The following is a 16,447-nucleotide window of genomic DNA, read 5'->3' on the forward strand; positions in this document are numbered from 1 at the left end:
CAATTGGAACTCAAGTGATTTCCAAGTACAATACTTCGCTAGTCGAGGGATGCTGCGACTTTTTTACAGGTACATAAATGTGAAATCGCTAGGCTCGACGATCCGGTTCAAATCCCTTTTGAATCAACAACGGCATCCGCGAACTGAATGATCAATTTTTTATATTAGGAGATCGTGATGAACGCGGTTACTGCTTCATTTACAGATTACAAAGTTGCTGATATTTCACTCGCTGACTACGGCCGTAAAGAAATCAAACTTGCTGAAGCAGAAATGCCAGCACTTATGGGCCTACGTAAGCGTTATGCTGCTGCAAAACCACTTGCTGGTGCAAAAATCCTTGGTTGTATCCACATGACCATTCAAACTGCGGTTCTTATTGAAACCCTAGTTGAATTAGGCGCAGAAGTTCGTTGGACATCTTGTAACATCTTCTCAACTCAAGACCATGCTGCTGCTGCAATTGCGGCTTCTGGTGTTCCTGTATTTGCTTGGAAAGGCGAAACAGAAGAAGAATACATGTGGTGTCTTGAACAACAAATCAATGTCAATGGTACGCCTTGGGATGCCAACATGATTTTGGATGATGGTGGTGATTTAACCCTCCTTGTTCATGAAAAATACCCTGAAGTGATTGCAAAAATTCATGGCGTAACTGAAGAAACGACTACAGGTGTACAACGTCTGTATGAAATGCTTCGTGACGGTACTTTGAAAGTTCCTGCAATCAACGTCAACGATTCAGTAACTAAGTCTAAAAATGACAACAAATATGGTTGCCGCCACTCACTGAATGATGCCATCAAACGCGGTACGGATATGCTTTTATCTGGTCGTCGTGCGCTTGTGATCGGTTACGGTGACGTAGGTAAAGGTTCTGCGCAATCACTTCGTCAAGAAGGCATGATTGTACGTGTCACTGAAGTCGATCCAATCTGTGCGATGCAAGCATGCATGGACGGTTACGAAGTTGTATCTCCATACAAAAATGGCGTACAGACTGGTAAAAAAGAAGATGTAAATGCAGACCTTCTTCAAAATACTGACCTGATCGTAACAACAACAGGTAACTACCACGTATGCGACGCTGCAATGCTTGATTCATTAAAAGCAGGCGCTGTGGTATGTAACATCGGTCACTTTGACACTGAAATCGACACCAACTACTTACGTGGTTACAAGTGGGTTGAAGTGAAGCCACAAGTTCACCAAGTTTATCGTTCAGAAGATGAAAATAACTACTTGATCCTTCTTTCTGAAGGTCGTTTAGTTAACCTAGGTAATGCAACGGGTCACCCATCACGTATTATGGATGGTTCTTTTGCCAACCAAGTACTAGGTCAAATGCACTTGTTCGCTGAAAAATTTGCTGATCTTGCAGAAGATCAAAAGCAAGCGGCAATCCGTGTAGAACTGCTTCCTAAGAAATTAGATGAAGAAGTTGCTGCGGCAATGGTTGCAGGTTTTGGCGGTGTCTTGACTCAATTGACTCAAGAACAAGCAGACTACTTAGGTGTTCAAGTTGAAGGCCCATTCAAGTCTGATGCTTATAAATACTAAGTTTTATATTTCCCCTCATCCTAGCCTTCTCCCAGTGGGAGAAGGGACTTTTCATTATTAATGCAATTTATAGTAAAAGTCCCCTCTCCTGTAAAGCGGGTTTTAAGCACTGCTTTAAAGCTACGCGCAAGTGAGGGGCTAGGAAGAGGTCTAAATAAAAAGCATTTATAAAAAAGGATTTGAACATGTCGAAACACATTCCTATTTCTTTTGAGTTTTTCCCGACCAAAACGGATGCGGGCGCAGAAAAACTGAAAGTTGTACACCAAGAATTACAGCTGCTCAACCCAGAGTTTTTCTCAATTACCTATGGTGCAGGCGGTTCAACCCGTGAACGCACCTTAGCAGCCATTGCAGAATTTAATGGTAAAGGCACACCTGTTGCCCCTCACTTGTCTTGTATTGGTGATGACAAAGCACGTATTGCTGAGTTACTCGACATTTATAAAGATCAAGGCATTGACCGTATTGTGGCGCTGCGTGGTGACTTGCCTTCAGGTCAAGTTGGCCTAGGGGAACTACCTTATGCTACGGATTTGGTACGTTTTATCCGTGAACATTCGGGTGATCATTTCAAAATTGAAGTTGCTGCTTATCCAGAAATGCACCCTCAAGCAGATAGTTTTGATCTAGACATTCAACGTTTTTGCGACAAAGCCAATGCAGGTGCGAATGCCGCACTGACTCAGTTCTTCTTTAATCCAGATGCCTACTTCTACTTTGTCGATCGCATTCAAAAAGAAGGCGTGAACATTCCAGTTGCACCAGGCATTATGCCAATTACCAATGCCAGCAACTTGATTCGCTTTGCAGATGGGACAGGCGCTGAGATTCCACGTTGGATTCGTAAGCAACTGGCAACCTATGGTGATGACACTGCCAGCATCAAAGCATTTGGTCATGAAGTGATTGTGAAACTTTGCGAACGCCTGATTACTGGTGGCGCACCGAGTTTGCACTTCTACACCATGAACACCACTGACCCTACCCGCCAGCTTGTACTAGACCTCGGTTTAGCATAAGCATTTAAACTAGATTCACCCTATTTGAGAGTAAAACCGAATGCCTCGTTTTTTTATGGAAGCAGAACTCAATGTTGATCACACTGTCGAACTGACTGAAACTGTGTTTCACCATTGGGTCAAAGTTTTACGCGCTCAAGTCGGTGAAGCGGCTACTTTGTTTAATGGACAAGGCGGCGAATATGAAGTGACCTTAAATGACGTTGCTAAAAAGTCAGCATCAGTTCAGGTCACTGCTTTTAACCCAACCAATCGTACGCCTACGTTTAAAACTTTACTCGGTCAAGTCATGAGTAAAGGTGACCGTATGGATTATGTCATTCAAAAGGCAGTTGAATTAGGCGTTTCCGAAATTCAACTATTAACGTCTGAACGCTGTGAAATGCGTTTGAAATATGACCGCGATCAAAAGAAGATCGATCATTGGCAAGGCATTGCCATCGCGGCTTGCGAACAATGTGGCATGAATATTGTTCCTACCATCCATGCTCCAGTCAGCTTGGACAAATGGCTCGCATCCGAATTACCTGCGACGCGACTTGTACTTGCCCCGAATAAAGAAAAATTCGACGTATTGGCAAATGCAACACCAAACATTGCTCTACTCATTGGGCCTGAAGGTGGTTTAAGTGAGGCTGAAATTACGACAGCCAATGACCACAGTTTTATCAGCTGGTGTATTGGTGAGCGTGTATTACGTACAGAGACAGCACCAGTCGTCGCTTTGTCAATCCTCAACTACAATTTAGTGATTTAAATCACATAAACAGCAGAGTCACCCTTTTGTTCTGTTAATATATTGATTATGATGTACAACAATATTACCCTTGACTTATATCAAAATATAAATTGATTGTGTTTTACACAATGTATTTAAATTTGAAAAAAGACACAACACAATGCCATTGGGTCATAAAAAAAATAAGGTTTCGCGATTCATGCCAGATATTTCTACAGAAAATCTTGATCGGCACTTGCAGACTGCGCAAATATCGCATTCCATTAGCCATCTTCGTTTCCTCATCAGTAGCTTACTGATTCTTAATTTTTATATTTTCTGTGCATATCACTATAATTTTTCTCAAGATTCTTTTTATTTTAACCTGTGGTTTTTTATTTCCGAGTTTATTCTCAGTATTTTTTGGCTCGTGAACACCGTGTATTTCAACCCGAAAAATCACTCTGCCAAACATGCACACCGCTGGATTCAAGGCATCTGTTTAAGTATTGGTCTTTTGGTTGCAGCAGGCGTCGTATGTATCTACTACTACTTACCCAGCCTATCTGGCAATTTTAACTATACAAATGCCCTACTCTTATCTGCACTTTTAGTGATTGTCACACAGACCGTTTGCCTCACCTATTTAACGCAACGCATCAGTTATTTTTGTTTGGTTTTTATTCCGTCTATCACCCCTTATGTCCTCTCGCAATTTATCAACTTCGATGCCAATCATACTCTTTTTCACCTTGCTGTGAACTTTATTCTGATTGTGATTTTGCTCTGTGCCAATGCCACCAACCGTATTAATCAGCACTTATCCCGTCTCTCAATTAAAAATCGAGAGCTGAAAAAAGAAGCTGAAAAACAAGTCGCTTGGACCGATGATTTATGCAAGCAGCTACAAAACGAAGTGAATAAATCCAAAGAAATTGAACAACAGTTACAACTGAATAATCAATTGCTTGAGCAAAAAGTACGTGAACGAACCTTTGACGTAAATCAAATCAATAAAGACTTAAAAAATAAGCAAGAAAACCTATCGCTTGCCCATGAAATTTCAGGTATTCGTCCTTGGGATTGGAATATTAAAGATCGGCTCATTTCCTTGACCAATCACAAACAAGAAAAAGTACTTAAAAATTCCACAGAGCATCAACTTCAGCTTCAGTATCTAATTCATCCAAATGATATTGCCCCGTTTAAATCTGCAATGAAAAGTCATTTACGCGGTCATTCAGACCGCTATGAAGCCACTTATCGTGTGCAACACAATAACGGGAAATGGTACTGGGTACATGACACGGGACGCGTCATTGCTCGCGATCCAATCAATCAAAAACCGTTACAAATGGTCGGTATTCGACGCGATATTCAACATGAAAAAAGCAACCAAGAACGTCTTCGACTAGCAGCGAGCGTCCTTGAACAAGCTGAACAAGGGATTTTCATCTTAGATGAAGACCTGCGTTATATCGACGTAAATCCGTTCTTTGAGCGTTTGGCTGGCTTTGAAGCTGTACAAATTAATGGCAAACATCTGTTTGATATTGTTGCGAACTATAAGTCGCATCAACGCAGCACACATAACCAAATCATTGGACAGCTCCTAAAAAAAGGCGAATACGACGGTGAACTTAATGAAAAGTTCCTATCAGGCAAAGAGCTGTGTATTTGGATGCATCTGAATGCCATTACCGACGAGCAAGATCGTGTCACGCATTATATTGGTATCGTGTCCGATTTAACCGAGCGCAAACTACAAGAACAGCGTCTTTCCTATTTAGAAAACTACGATACGCTGACCGATTTACCCAACCGTTTTTACTATAACTATCAGCTTCATCAGTATTTGGTTTCTCAGCAAGACAGTATTAAACAACTGGCGATTATTCGACTCAATATTGACCGTTTCCGCCCATTGAATGAATTCTTAAGCAATAATGGCGGCGATGAGCTGCTGCGCCAAGTTGCTCAGCGCCTTCGTTTAACCAATGCTGAAGCCTTGATAGTGGCTCACTTAAATGGTGACGATTTTGCAATTGTATATGAGGTCTCTCATATTCGCCCCTCCGTTCAGGAACATATTGATCGCATTAACAAAGCCTTTAGCCTACCTTTTGATATTTTTGGTCAAGAGCACATTATTACGCTTTCAATGGGGATTTCGCAGTACCCTGAACATGGTCGTCAACTGGACTACTTAAACAACTGTGCTGAACAAGCACTGAGTGAAGCAAAACGTTTAGGTGGAAATGCCACCAAGTTCTACAGCCTGAGCAATACCGTTGCATTAGAAGAAGGAATTTATTTAGAACGTGATTTAAGGCTAGCAATACAAAACAATGAGTTGGTGGTTTATTACCAACCCAAAATCAACTTTCACAATCAGAAGATTTATGGTTTTGAGGCGTTGGTACGCTGGAATCACCCGACCAAAGGCATCGTGCCACCAGGTCTATTCATTCCGATGGCAGAAAAAACCAGCTTAATTTCAGATATTGGCCGCATTGTAATATTACAAACCGCTAAGCAAATCAAAGAATGGAATAAATTGGGTTTTGATAATATCTGCGTCTCGGTCAATGTGGTTGCCCAACAATTACAACGTGGACAGCTTTTAAAGGACTTAGATGAAGCCCTTGATCGATATAAAATCAGTGGTAGTAGCCTCGAATTAGAAATTACAGAATCCACTTTGGTTGAAAACTCGGAAGCGGTGAAGAACCTCCTTGAAACCATCAAATCGCGTGGCATTCATATTTCTTTAGATGACTTTGGCACAGGTTATTCATCGCTGTCTTATCTGACTGACTTCCCAATCGATACTTTAAAAATTGATCGAAGCTTCATTTCAAAGATTGGACACTGCAAACAAGAAGCCATTGTGAGCGCCATGATTGCCATGGGGAAAGCCATGGGTATGACCGTGGTGGCGGAAGGAATTGAGACCGAACAACAACTGAGTTACCTACAAAACTTAGAATGTGATATCGCGCAAGGTTATTTATTTTCCAAACCTCTTCCGCAGCTCGATGCTACCCAATATTTAAGAGATCATCTCAACATACCCTCGTATACATACTTAATATAAATCAGACTGTTTTAGCTCTAAGTTTGCCTTAAAAAGCACCAGCTATCACTGGGATATGCCAGCAACTAATGGTATATTCGGTCTTGTCTACTAAAAACTACCAGCTCCGCTGGCTAACCCACGCTACAAAGAGATTCAGATGGACGATCAATCATTAAAACAGCAAGCTTTGTATTATCACGAATTCCCAACCCCAGGGAAAATCAGCGTTACACCTAGCAAGCAGCTGGTCAACCAACACGATTTAGCCTTGGCGTATTCACCTGGTGTCGCAGCACCATGTCTTGAAATTGAAAAAGATCCTTCAAAAGCAGCGCTTTATACTGCACGTGGGAACCTTGTTGCCGTAATCACAAATGGTACTGCCGTTTTGGGTTTAGGTAATATCGGTCCACTTGCTTCTAAACCTGTCATGGAAGGTAAAGGCGTTTTATTTAAAAAATTCGCAGGTGTTGATGTATTTGACATCGAAATTGCAGAAAACGATCCTGACAAAATTGTCGATATTGTTGCTGCATTAGAACCGACTTTTGGTGGTATCAACCTTGAAGACATCAAGGCACCAGAATGCTTCTATATTGAACAAAAACTTCGTGAACGTATGAATATCCCTGTGTTCCACGATGATCAGCATGGTACATCCATTATCGTTGGATCTGCTTTACTGAATGCTTTGCAATTAAATGGCAAAAAAATTGACGAAATTAAAATCGTCGCTTCAGGCGCAGGTGCTGCGGCTCTGTCTTGCCTAGATTTACTTTGTGCCATTGGTGCAAAAAAAGAAAATATTATTGTTGCGGACTCACGAGGTCTACTTACAACAAAACGTGAAGGTCTAGACGACTCTAAAAAACGTTATGTACAAGATGTTGACGGCACTCAACTGTCTGACGTGATTGCAGGCGCAGACATGTTCCTCGGTTTATCTGCTGCGGGTATCTTAACCAAAGAAATGGTTAAGCTGATGGCGAAAGATCCGATTATCTTCGCACTTGCCAACCCAGATCCTGAAATTCTGCCTGAACATGCACACGAAGTTCGTGATGACGTGATCATGGCAACAGGTCGTTCAGACTATCCAAACCAAGTAAACAACGCACTTTGCTTCCCTTACATTTTCCGTGGTGCTCTTGATGTAGGTGCAACCACTATTAATGAAGAGATGAAAATTGCGTGCGTATATGCGATTGCGCGTATGGCACACATTGAAGCAGATGCAGCATCTTATGGTGAAAAGTCTGCATCCTTTGGTCGTGATTACTTAATTCCACGCCCACTTGATCAGCGTCTGATTTTAGAAATTGCACCTGCTGTTGCGCAAGCGGCCATGGATTCAGGTGTTGCAAGTCGTCCAATTCAAGACTTCTCTGCATACCGTCAACGTCTTTCTGAGTTTGTTTATAACTCAGCACTGATGATGAAACCAATTTTTGCACAAGCAAAATCTGATCCGAAACGTATCGCTTATGCTGAAGGTGAAGACCTACGCGTACTTCGTGCAGTACAAATTGCGGTCGATGAAGATCTTGCAAAACCAATCTTAGTTGGTCGTACTGCGGTTATTGAAGCAAACATTAAAAAGTTAGGCTTACGTCTTGAACATGGTGTGAACATCACTATTGTGGATCAAGAAAAAAATCCTGACTACGAATTGTTTGCAGATGACTACTACACGCTTATGCAGCGTAAAGGTGTAACACCTGAATATGCACAACGTGAAGCACGTCGTCGTTCAACCTTGATCGCATCGATGTTAGTGAAACATGGTAAAGCAGATGGGATGCTATGTGGTACGTATTCAAGCTACGACATTCACTTAGACTTCGTTAAAAACATCATTGGTAAAAAAGAAGGTCACAACTCTTTCTTTACATTGAATGCTTTAATGCTTGAAGACCGTAATCTGTTCATTGCTGACACTTATGTCAACACCAACCCAACAGCTGAACAGTTGGCTGAAATGACAATTTTAGCCGCTGAAGAAGTACGTCGTTTTGGTATGACACCACGTGTTGCTCTACTTTCTCACTCAAGCTTCGGTTCAGATCAAACTGATCCAAGCGCGCAAAAAATGCGTAAAGTGTTTGAGATTTTGACGCAAATCGCGCCAGAACTTGAAGTTGAAGGTGAAATGCATGCGGACGCGGCATTGGATGAAAACATCCGTAACTTTGCATACTCAAACTCGCGCTTCAAAGGTTCTGCGAACCTATTGATCATGCCAAACTTAGATGCAGCCAACATTTCATTTAACCTGTTGAAATCAACTTCAGGTAATAATGTTACCATCGGCCCTATCCTACTTGGCGCAGCGAAACCAGTTCATATTTTGACACCGACAGCAACAACACGTCGTTTAGTGAATATGACTGCGCTGACTGTAGCGGAAATTCAAGAAGCGGAAAAAAACGGCGAATAATTGTTTGTCGTTATACACGTATCTTGTGACTTGAGAAAACCTCTATTCTGTAGCATGATGGCTGCAAGAATAGAGGTTTTTTCATGCAAGTTTATTTAGTAGGCGGTGCGGTCCGAGATCAGCTTCTGGGTCACCCCTATCACGAAAAAGATTATGTAGTTGTCGGTGCAACGCCTGAACAACTGCTTGCCCAAGGTTTCCAACCTGTAGGTAAAGATTTTCCTGTTTTTTTACATCCTGAAACCAAAGATGAATATGCACTTGCCCGCACCGAACGTAAGTCAGGGCATGGTTATCATGGCTTTGAGTTTTATACCGACACTACCGTTACCTTAGAACAAGATTTAATTCGACGTGACCTTACCATCAATGCCATTGCCATGGATGATGAAGGCACACTGTATGACCCCTATGGCGGCCAGCGCGACTTAGAGCTCCGTGTTTTACGTCATGTTTCTGATGCTTTCGTAGAAGACCCGTTACGCGTCCTCCGAGTTGCACGATTTGCTGCACGTTATAAAACCCTAGGATTTACGGTGGCTGAAGAAACTTTGGCACTGATGCAACAACTCGCAGACTCGGGTGAACTTGAGGCGCTGACCCCTGAACGCGTTTGGAAAGAAACCTCTCGTGCTCTGATGGAAGATCATGCCGATGAATACTTTGAAGTACTACGTCGCTGTGGTGCTTTAAAAGTACTTTTTCCAGAAATCGCGGCACTTTATGGTATTCCACAGCGCCCTGAGTATCACCCAGAAATTGACTGTGGTATTCATACCATGATGTCATTGCAGCAAGCATGTCGTGCCAACTACGCACTGGATGTTCGTTTTGCTGTTTTAGTGCATGACTTAGGCAAAGCTTTGACACCTGTGGACGAGCTACCGCGTCATATCATGCATGAAGAACGTGGGGTCAAACCTGTGACAGAAGTGTGTGAGCGTCTAAAAGTTCCAACGCAGATGAAGCAGCTCGCAATTACGGTCTGTAAAGAACATTTGAAATGTCATCAAGCTCTAACCTTAAAACCAGGTACTTTATGGCGCTTACTGCAACGCTTAGATGTACTACGCCGCCCAGAACGGGTTGAAGCCTTTGTACAGGCCTGTGAATGCGACTCACGTGGTCGTTTAGGGCTTGAAGACCGTGAATACCCACAATCTGCATATATTTTAAAGGTGATGGATGTTGTGCGAAATATCAAAGCGCAAGACCTACCTGCAGATATTAAAGGCCCTGATATTGGTGAAATGCTGATTGAACGTCGAATACACGCGATTGGAGAGTTAAAGGCTCAATACAGTTAAACCTTCATAAACTCAAATAAAGCGCCACAATCGGCGCTTTATTTAATTTCACTTAAGAAATGGATGCAGGAAAGGTAATTACTTTTTCCAACTGCATGTGTTCTGTTGCAATCATTAACAAACGATCCACACCTAACGCAATACCTGCACATGCCGTCATTTGAGGCAAAGCAGCCAATAAAAACTCATCAATTGGCATCACATGTAAGCCTAATTTTTCACGTTCAGCATTATCGGCTTCAAAACGCGAACGCAATACCTCTGCGTCGATCAACTCATCATAAGCGTTGGCGAGTTCCAAACCTTCAATATACAGCTCAAAACGTGCTGCAACCCATTCACCGTCTTCATCCGTTTTAGTTTTGGCAAGCGAGGCCAACTCTGGCGGAAAATCGGTCAGAAATACGGGCGTATCAAAACCTAGACTTGGCTCTACAAAATGTGAAAACAGTAAATCGATATAGCCCAGTCGGTCATCGCCCAAGTCCAAATTTAAACCTACGCGATTACAACAGTCTTTTAACTCTTTCAAACTGGCTTGCAGTGGATTCAAATCCAAGCGATCCATAAACGCATGCTTATAGCTCAAAATGGTAGGGCGAACTTCACCAAAACGCTGCTTTAATGTGACATTCAATAAATCTGTCACTTCAAACATCAAATCCTTCAAACTGAAATTCGGTCTATACCATTCCAGCATGGTAAATTCACTATTGTGTTTACGACCATGTTCATCATCACGGAAAACTTTACAGATTTGATAAATCGGCCCACTACCACTGGCCAATAAACGCTTCATGGCAAACTCAGGTGAGGTCTGCAAATAATGTGTTTGTTGCTTACCTTGGACATGGCGCTGCGCTTGAACCGAAGCCAAATGCACATCGGTCACACCAGCTTGAGATAAAATCGGGGTTTCAACCTCAAGCACTTCACGTTCATCAAAAAACTGGCGAATTTGGCTGTACATTTGCGCGCGAGCACGCATGGCTTTTAAGTCACAGGTTGGCTGATAATGGATCACGTCCTGACTCATGCCTTCGGCCCTCCGTGTGCAGCCCATTCACGGCGTAATGGATAAGTTTTTCTTAAATAATCAAAGGCTTTTTGATCGATCATCCCCTCTTTTAAGCATGCACGTAAGGCTTGGTCATCCCGTGCAATCGGGTAGATTTCATTTAAATGCTGTTGAAGTGCAGATTTCAAATCTTGCCCTTCAAAATACTGCGCGCACACAGGTAACTGTGACTCGAAGCTTTTATGTGCCTCAAACTGGAAAGTTTTACAAAAAGCCTCGTAGATCATTTGTGTACCACGCGCCTTGCCTTCTAAACTATAGCCTGCGATATGTGGTGTCACCACACTTACGGCTTTCAACACTTGTTCAGAAATCACAGGCTCATGCTCAAAGACATCTAGTACCACTTTGCGCTGCGTTTTTTCGATGTCGGCCAATAAAGCTTGCTCTTCAATCACAGGTCCACGCGCAGAATTAATCAATATTGCTGTCGTTTTCATCGCAGCGAAAGCTTCGGCGTTGAACAAATGGTAGGTTGGATGTGATCCTGTTTTGGTTAAAGGCACATGCAATGAAATTGCATCGGCAGTACGCAACAACGTATTTAAATCGACCTGCTGAATCGCATCTTGCTGTACAAAAGGGTCATGACCAATCACATTCCAACCCAAGAGTTTAGCCATATAAGCTAAGCGAGAACCGACATTTCCTAGGCCAATAATGCCCAAAGTAAAACTTTCTTCAGCGTTCAGCAATGCTGGATTCAAATGAAGTAAAGCTGTAATCACATATTCAGCCACCGCCTGCGCATTACAACCTGCAGCATTCGCCCATTTAATATTCTGTTTCTCAATGGCTTCAATATCTAAATGGTCTGTACCAATGGTTGCACTACCTACATATTGAAGTGTGGTGTTATTGATTAATGCTGGATTGACTTGCGTCACAGAACGCACCAACAGTGCTTTGGCATCTACAACATCGGCATGCGTTAAAGTACGCCCTGCTTTGTGCTCAATTTCACCAAATTCGGCAAAAAAATAATCGGTAAATGCGAGATTTTCATCTGCCACGATTTTCATAATGTCTTCCAACGCTTTGTTGGCTCTATGATAACCGTTGCACAAGCGCAACACTATGTTGCTCTGCAATACATCTGAATAAACAGTCACGATGTTTCATCTTCATGGTGAAAAGCCATGAGCACGCTCACATTGAATTTTCATTTAGAAGCCATTGCCGTGGGTTTTTGCAGCAGTTTTGCTGAATTGCTCAACCAAAACGTTAAACCCTATGACATTCATTTATCCGTGTTTCAACCGAATTATGTACAAGCTTTACAGCAACTCAAGCCCGCTCAATTTCACTTTGGTACACTCATTCGTCCTAGCATTAAAATCTTTATTCAAGCGGATAATTTAGACACGAAACTCCCCAAAGCAGATGCATTTTCATTGAACATTTTGGAACAACAGTGCCGCGAACAACTGAAACAAATCAGTTTAGATGGAGAGATTATTGACTGGATCAGCATGATGCTCCGCGAAGCATCTCCCCCGCCAAGTTTTGAAGACTGTGCTCAAATGTTGAACGTCTCAAGTAAAACCCTGCAGCGCTATTTAAAAAAGCAGAATGCCAATTTTAATACCATTCGTAAGCAGGTCATTTTAAGCCGTGCTGAGCACCTGCTGATGCACACCAACAAAAGCATCACCGAAATTAGTTTTGAGCTGGGCTACTCCACGGCAGCGAATTTTTGTAGGACATTTAAAGCTGAATTAGGTACCACACCACAGATGTATCGGCTGAATTCCACGCCGACGATAAGCTGACCTTTTTAGCCTCAATAAAGGATGCTTTCAAAAGAGTTCATAACGAATGAAACAATGATTATCCTGCCAAAATAAATGTCGTAATCCCTGCTGGTTTTTATTTCAATATCAATAGTAATTTGATATATAACTGTATAATAAAACAGATTTTAAATTTATTTTTTGGGGCAAGGATGCGCGAAACTGATCACGAAATTATTCAACTTTTTAAACAACACGTTCACCCGCTTTCAAGCAAACTCACCGAAATGTTAAATGAGCATTTCTCCCACCAAACGGAACGTCGCGGTTGCGGCTATACGCAGGCGACACGTGTTTTAGCGGACTATATTAACAGCCCCAGACTCAGCCAAGATTTTGCCGACTTAAAACTGTTTGACCAATACGAAACCAAGACCTTAAAAGTATTGTTAGAGCAATCGCAGTACATGATTTCAGATTGGCATAATTTAGATTTGAATGAGCAAATTCAACCGCTGCTCGCAACCGAAAACAGCTCTGAATTTGCTCAGCAAGTGCAACGTCAGCGGCAGTTACAACTACAATTACGCAGTATCACCGCACAAGCGCAACTGGAAGAAACTCAAATTCTGTGTCAACTGATTGCCGATATTATTCTCCCGCAAAGCACAGCAAAAACGGGTTTGGTTGAGCTCAAAGCCTTGGGTGAAAAACCGAAAGTCGGTTCTTGCCCCATGGCTGAAAATTTCTTTCTCAAAATTGCCCATGGCCGCGTCTTAAGACAGGGCGAACTCAATATATTTGTCGATGAACAACAGCAGCCCTTATTGCTGGAAAAACTCAATATGGGAGATGATCATTCCTGTATTAGCCTAAAACCGATCCTGATGAATGGGGTGTGTTTGCCTGCGGGTTCATTGTTCTCAGTCAACTATGATCGCACAGCCATTCAAAACAAAACTCAAAACCAGCAATATAAAGGCTATGTGATCCCCTATTCTGAGATCAACGGCTTTTGGTTTTTAAGACTCACGACTTTAGCTATTTCTCCTGAAAATCGTGCACGTGCTTTTACAACGCATTATCAGCAGCAAGTTGAAAATGGTTTATTTAGTCCGGGAACTACACGCCTACAACAATTGGTTGATGTCGCGACCGCGCAAATACGGAACTAAATGCATGCTACAGGTTTGCTACTCACCAGATTATTATGCTCAGACCCATACCAACAGTATGGAAAAACTGAGCGCTGTGGCCGATGCTTTAGATTTACTTGGTATCGCGCAGTTCCACCGCCCTGAAAAGCTCTCCATAGATATTTTAAAACAACTGCATGATCCAAAATATGTCGATGCTTTTGATACAGGCTTCCCTGAAAAGCTAGCCACTTTCCAAGGTTTTAAGCCTTGGAATACTCAACTGCGTGATGCGGTTTATCAGATTAATGCAGGGCAAGTTCTTGCAGCAGAATTGGCATTCAAACATCAAATTTCGGCTAATATCGCACAAGGCTTCCATCATGCGGTTTACGAACATGGTGGGTCTTTTTGTACCTTTAACGGGCTGGCCTTGGTCGCACAACAGTTTCCAGATAAACGTATTTTCGTGCTGGACTGTGATCAGCATGGCGGTAATGGTACGGCAGAATTTACCCGCCGCTTTGACAACTTTTTTAATTATAGTATCTATGGGCTGGCCTTTGGCTGTCCGACCTACGAACGTTCAGAAACCTATCATGTACACAAACATCAAGGGAACTTCAGCCAATACATTTTAGCAATCCATCAAGCTTTTCAACGTGCCCTAGACTGGAACGCTAATTTAATTATCTTTCAGGCGGGAATGGACTGCCATCAAGATGATCCTTGCGGGTCATCATGGTTCAGCACAGAACTGATTGAAAAACGAGATGAAATTGTGTTTCGCTTGGCCAAAAAGCATCAACTGCCGTTGATGTTTGTTTTAGCTGGCGGCTATCAAGCACTACCAGAACTCGTCAAGCTTCATGTGGGAACGTTTCAAACTGCTTATAAAACTTACTATGCCGAATAAAAAATGCCAGCATATTGACATACACTGGCATGGATAGCTCGGCTGTTTAATTAAGAGAAATCAAGCTCTTTCTCAAAGCCTTTTAACTCATAGCGCGCCATCGCTAAGTTAGACTTGGTACGGTCAAGTACCAAATATAAAAACAATGTTTCATTGCTATCAAGCGGACGAATCAAATGATATTGCTTACCCAAAGTAATCAAAATATCTTCAATGTTATCGTTTAATTGTAATGCTTTCGCAACTTTACGCTTAGAACGCACAACCTCAGTATTACCTGCTGCTGCTAATTCTAAGTCTACACCACTCCCCTGAGTCGCAAGTGCTAAGCCACTATCACTGTCTACCAGTGCAGCAGCAACAAAACCATCAATCCCTGTTAACGTATCTAAACTAACACGTGCCATCTTATTTTTACCTCTAGTTATAGGGTTACCCCAAAAAATTTAAAGACCTAGTTTCTTACGCAACTTTCCAATAAAACCGCGTAATTTATTCATTTGTCCTGTTTCTACTTGTTGTGTATCTGCCTGATACGTCACTTGATTTTGATCGATAAACCGACCTAATTGCAGTAGAACAGCACATGCTACAAAATTCAATACCCTTTCATTACTTAAATTTAAGGCCTGTTTTACTTGATCAATTTGTGCGCCTTGTGAAAAGCAGGTTGCCATCTTCAAGAAGTCACGACGTTGTAAATCTTTTTCAAACTGAGGCCATATTTCAAGCTTAAAGTTCTGATTCAAGCTGACTTGCGGTAACTGAATCGCAGGTGAAGCATTCACCACTTTCCATAGCCAAATTCTTAGGTCATAAACGTCTTTATCTTTGATCATATCTTGGACCAACTGTGCAGTTGCATACGTTTGGTTCAAGGTCTCATTAAACTGAATTTCTTTATTCGGCTCTATCCAAACACGTTCGGTCCGCGTATCAACTAAAGCGAGAAAACCACGGGCATCGAACAACTGAATATAGCCATTACGTGGTGTAAAAATTTCACTAAAAACCTGTTCCGTGGTCATCACTGGGTTCAGCACTGTAGGCATAACAGATTGAACAGGCATAATGACTTCAAGCGTTGACTTCACAGGTTCGGTTAGTTCATGTTGTGACAATACTTTTCTAAATAACCAATCGTGCAAATGTTCTATGTTCGAAAATGGGTAGAACAATTGATCTCCGACAATGCGCCCTGCATTTTCAACCTTTTTGACCAGACGCAAATACACAATGTTTTGAATAGTCAGCAACTTTTGAATGCCAGGTGAATTAAAAAACACATCATTGACCAGCAATAAATCTATTTTTTGCTCAGCAAGATTGACCCATCTCACATTCAAATTTTCAGGTAAAGACAGTAAAATTTGTTCTTTTATTTGCTCTAACGAATTTAAACTTAAACCAAATACTGCAATATTTAATACGTTTTTCATGCCTAAACCCACGACAACCTCA

The 16,447-nt window shown here is 41.9% G+C and carries 13 protein-coding genes; 9 read left to right on the forward strand and 4 right to left on the reverse strand.

Annotated elements, in window-relative coordinates; translation table 11 throughout:
• Positions 1-177 precede the first annotated feature (177 nt).
• The 6 genes from ahcY to GVX98_RS08225 all read left to right on the forward strand — a co-directional run bounded on the left by ahcY (position 178) and on the right by GVX98_RS08225 (position 10,123).
• Positions 178-1,560: an adenosylhomocysteinase gene (gene ahcY / locus GVX98_RS08200; RefSeq protein WP_159127775.1), complete on the forward strand. Its 1,383-nt coding sequence runs from the start codon at positions 178-180 to the stop codon at positions 1,558-1,560.
• 185 nt (positions 1,561-1,745) lie between these two features.
• Positions 1,746-2,582, forward strand: a complete 837-nt coding sequence (gene metF, locus GVX98_RS08205; RefSeq protein ID WP_004980684.1) for a methylenetetrahydrofolate reductase [NAD(P)H] — start codon at positions 1,746-1,748, stop codon at positions 2,580-2,582.
• A gap of 40 nt (positions 2,583-2,622) precedes the next feature.
• Positions 2,623-3,339, forward strand: a complete 717-nt coding sequence (locus GVX98_RS08210) for a 16S rRNA (uracil(1498)-N(3))-methyltransferase (protein WP_159127776.1) — start codon at positions 2,623-2,625, stop codon at positions 3,337-3,339.
• 181 nt (positions 3,340-3,520) lie between these two features.
• Complete coding sequence (locus GVX98_RS08215) at positions 3,521-6,397, forward strand: EAL domain-containing protein (RefSeq protein ID WP_159127777.1); 2,877 nt, start codon at positions 3,521-3,523, stop codon at positions 6,395-6,397.
• Between the two features lie 139 nt (positions 6,398-6,536).
• Positions 6,537-8,816 carry an NADP-dependent malic enzyme gene (locus GVX98_RS08220; protein ID WP_159127778.1) on the forward strand — a complete coding sequence of 760 codons (2,280 nt, stop codon included), beginning with the start codon at positions 6,537-6,539 and terminating at the stop codon, positions 8,814-8,816.
• An 83-nt stretch (positions 8,817-8,899) separates the two neighbouring features.
• Entirely contained in the window at positions 8,900-10,123 is a 1,224-nt protein-coding gene (locus tag GVX98_RS08225; protein ID WP_159127779.1) for a multifunctional CCA addition/repair protein, read from the forward strand.
• Between the two features lie 52 nt (positions 10,124-10,175).
• Here GVX98_RS08225 and epmA read toward each other — a convergent pair whose 3' ends face one another.
• Together epmA and GVX98_RS08235 are read right to left on the reverse strand one after the other, a co-directional pair.
• Positions 10,176-11,159 carry an EF-P lysine aminoacylase EpmA gene (epmA, locus tag GVX98_RS08230; protein WP_159127780.1) on the reverse strand — a complete coding sequence of 328 codons (984 nt, stop codon included), beginning with the start codon at positions 11,157-11,159 and terminating at the stop codon, positions 10,176-10,178.
• Entirely contained in the window at positions 11,156-12,223 is a 1,068-nt protein-coding gene (locus tag GVX98_RS08235) for a 4-phosphoerythronate dehydrogenase (protein ID WP_159127781.1), read from the reverse strand. Before GVX98_RS08235 ends, epmA begins: the two co-directional genes overlap by 4 nt.
• Before the next feature lie 117 nt (positions 12,224-12,340).
• On the opposite strand from GVX98_RS08235, the gene GVX98_RS08240 reads away from it, so the two are divergent.
• The 3 genes from GVX98_RS08240 (at position 12,341) to GVX98_RS08250 (ending at position 14,986) form a co-directional block, all read left to right on the forward strand.
• Positions 12,341-12,973, forward strand: coding sequence for an AraC family transcriptional regulator (locus GVX98_RS08240; protein ID WP_228716276.1), 633 nt, complete (start codon positions 12,341-12,343; stop codon positions 12,971-12,973).
• A 173-nt stretch (positions 12,974-13,146) separates the two neighbouring features.
• A complete protein-coding gene (locus GVX98_RS08245) occupies positions 13,147-14,109 on the forward strand; it encodes a hypothetical protein (protein ID WP_159127782.1) in 963 nt (320 codons plus the stop codon).
• A 4-nt stretch (positions 14,110-14,113) separates the two neighbouring features.
• Positions 14,114-14,986 (forward strand): histone deacetylase, encoded by an 873-nt coding sequence (locus GVX98_RS08250; RefSeq protein ID WP_159127783.1) that lies wholly within the window; start codon positions 14,114-14,116, stop codon positions 14,984-14,986.
• Positions 14,987-15,036: 50 nt separating this feature from the next.
• Here GVX98_RS08250 and GVX98_RS08255 read toward each other — a convergent pair whose 3' ends face one another.
• Positions 15,037-15,393 (reverse strand): hypothetical protein, encoded by a 357-nt coding sequence (locus tag GVX98_RS08255; RefSeq protein WP_004693972.1) that lies wholly within the window; start codon positions 15,391-15,393, stop codon positions 15,037-15,039.
• A gap of 39 nt (positions 15,394-15,432) precedes the next feature.
• Positions 15,433-16,425, reverse strand: a complete 993-nt coding sequence (locus GVX98_RS08260) for a hypothetical protein (RefSeq protein WP_228716277.1) — start codon at positions 16,423-16,425, stop codon at positions 15,433-15,435.
• Between the last annotated feature and the right edge of the window lie 22 nt (positions 16,426-16,447).

The sequence above is a fragment of the Acinetobacter sp. 8I-beige genome (genome assembly GCF_902505955.1).
Lineage (GTDB): Bacteria > Pseudomonadota > Gammaproteobacteria > Pseudomonadales > Moraxellaceae > Acinetobacter > Acinetobacter johnsonii.

Bases quoted from the DNA above. Each gene is read 5' to 3' on its own strand.
- ahcY (WP_159127775.1), top strand. From the start codon at position 178: ATGAACGCGGTTACTGCTTCATTTACAGATTACAAAGTTGCTGATATT.
- metF (WP_004980684.1), top strand. From the start codon at position 1,746: ATGTCGAAACACATTCCTATTTCTTTTGAGTTTTTCCCGACCAAAACG.
- GVX98_RS08210 (WP_159127776.1), top strand. From the start codon at position 2,623: ATGCCTCGTTTTTTTATGGAAGCAGAACTCAATGTTGATCACACTGTC.
- GVX98_RS08215 (WP_159127777.1), top strand. From the start codon at position 3,521: ATGCCAGATATTTCTACAGAAAATCTTGATCGGCACTTGCAGACTGCG.
- GVX98_RS08220 (WP_159127778.1), top strand. From the start codon at position 6,537: ATGGACGATCAATCATTAAAACAGCAAGCTTTGTATTATCACGAATTC.
- GVX98_RS08225 (WP_159127779.1), top strand. From the start codon at position 8,900: ATGCAAGTTTATTTAGTAGGCGGTGCGGTCCGAGATCAGCTTCTGGGT.
- epmA (WP_159127780.1), bottom strand. From the start codon at position 11,159: ATGAGTCAGGACGTGATCCATTATCAGCCAACCTGTGACTTAAAAGCC.
- GVX98_RS08235 (WP_159127781.1), bottom strand. From the start codon at position 12,223: ATGAAAATCGTGGCAGATGAAAATCTCGCATTTACCGATTATTTTTTT.
- GVX98_RS08240 (WP_228716276.1), top strand. From the start codon at position 12,341: ATGAGCACGCTCACATTGAATTTTCATTTAGAAGCCATTGCCGTGGGT.
- GVX98_RS08245 (WP_159127782.1), top strand. From the start codon at position 13,147: ATGCGCGAAACTGATCACGAAATTATTCAACTTTTTAAACAACACGTT.
- GVX98_RS08250 (WP_159127783.1), top strand. From the start codon at position 14,114: ATGCTACAGGTTTGCTACTCACCAGATTATTATGCTCAGACCCATACC.
- GVX98_RS08255 (WP_004693972.1), bottom strand. From the start codon at position 15,393: ATGGCACGTGTTAGTTTAGATACGTTAACAGGGATTGATGGTTTTGTT.
- GVX98_RS08260 (WP_228716277.1), bottom strand. From the start codon at position 16,425: ATGAAAAACGTATTAAATATTGCAGTATTTGGTTTAAGTTTAAATTCG.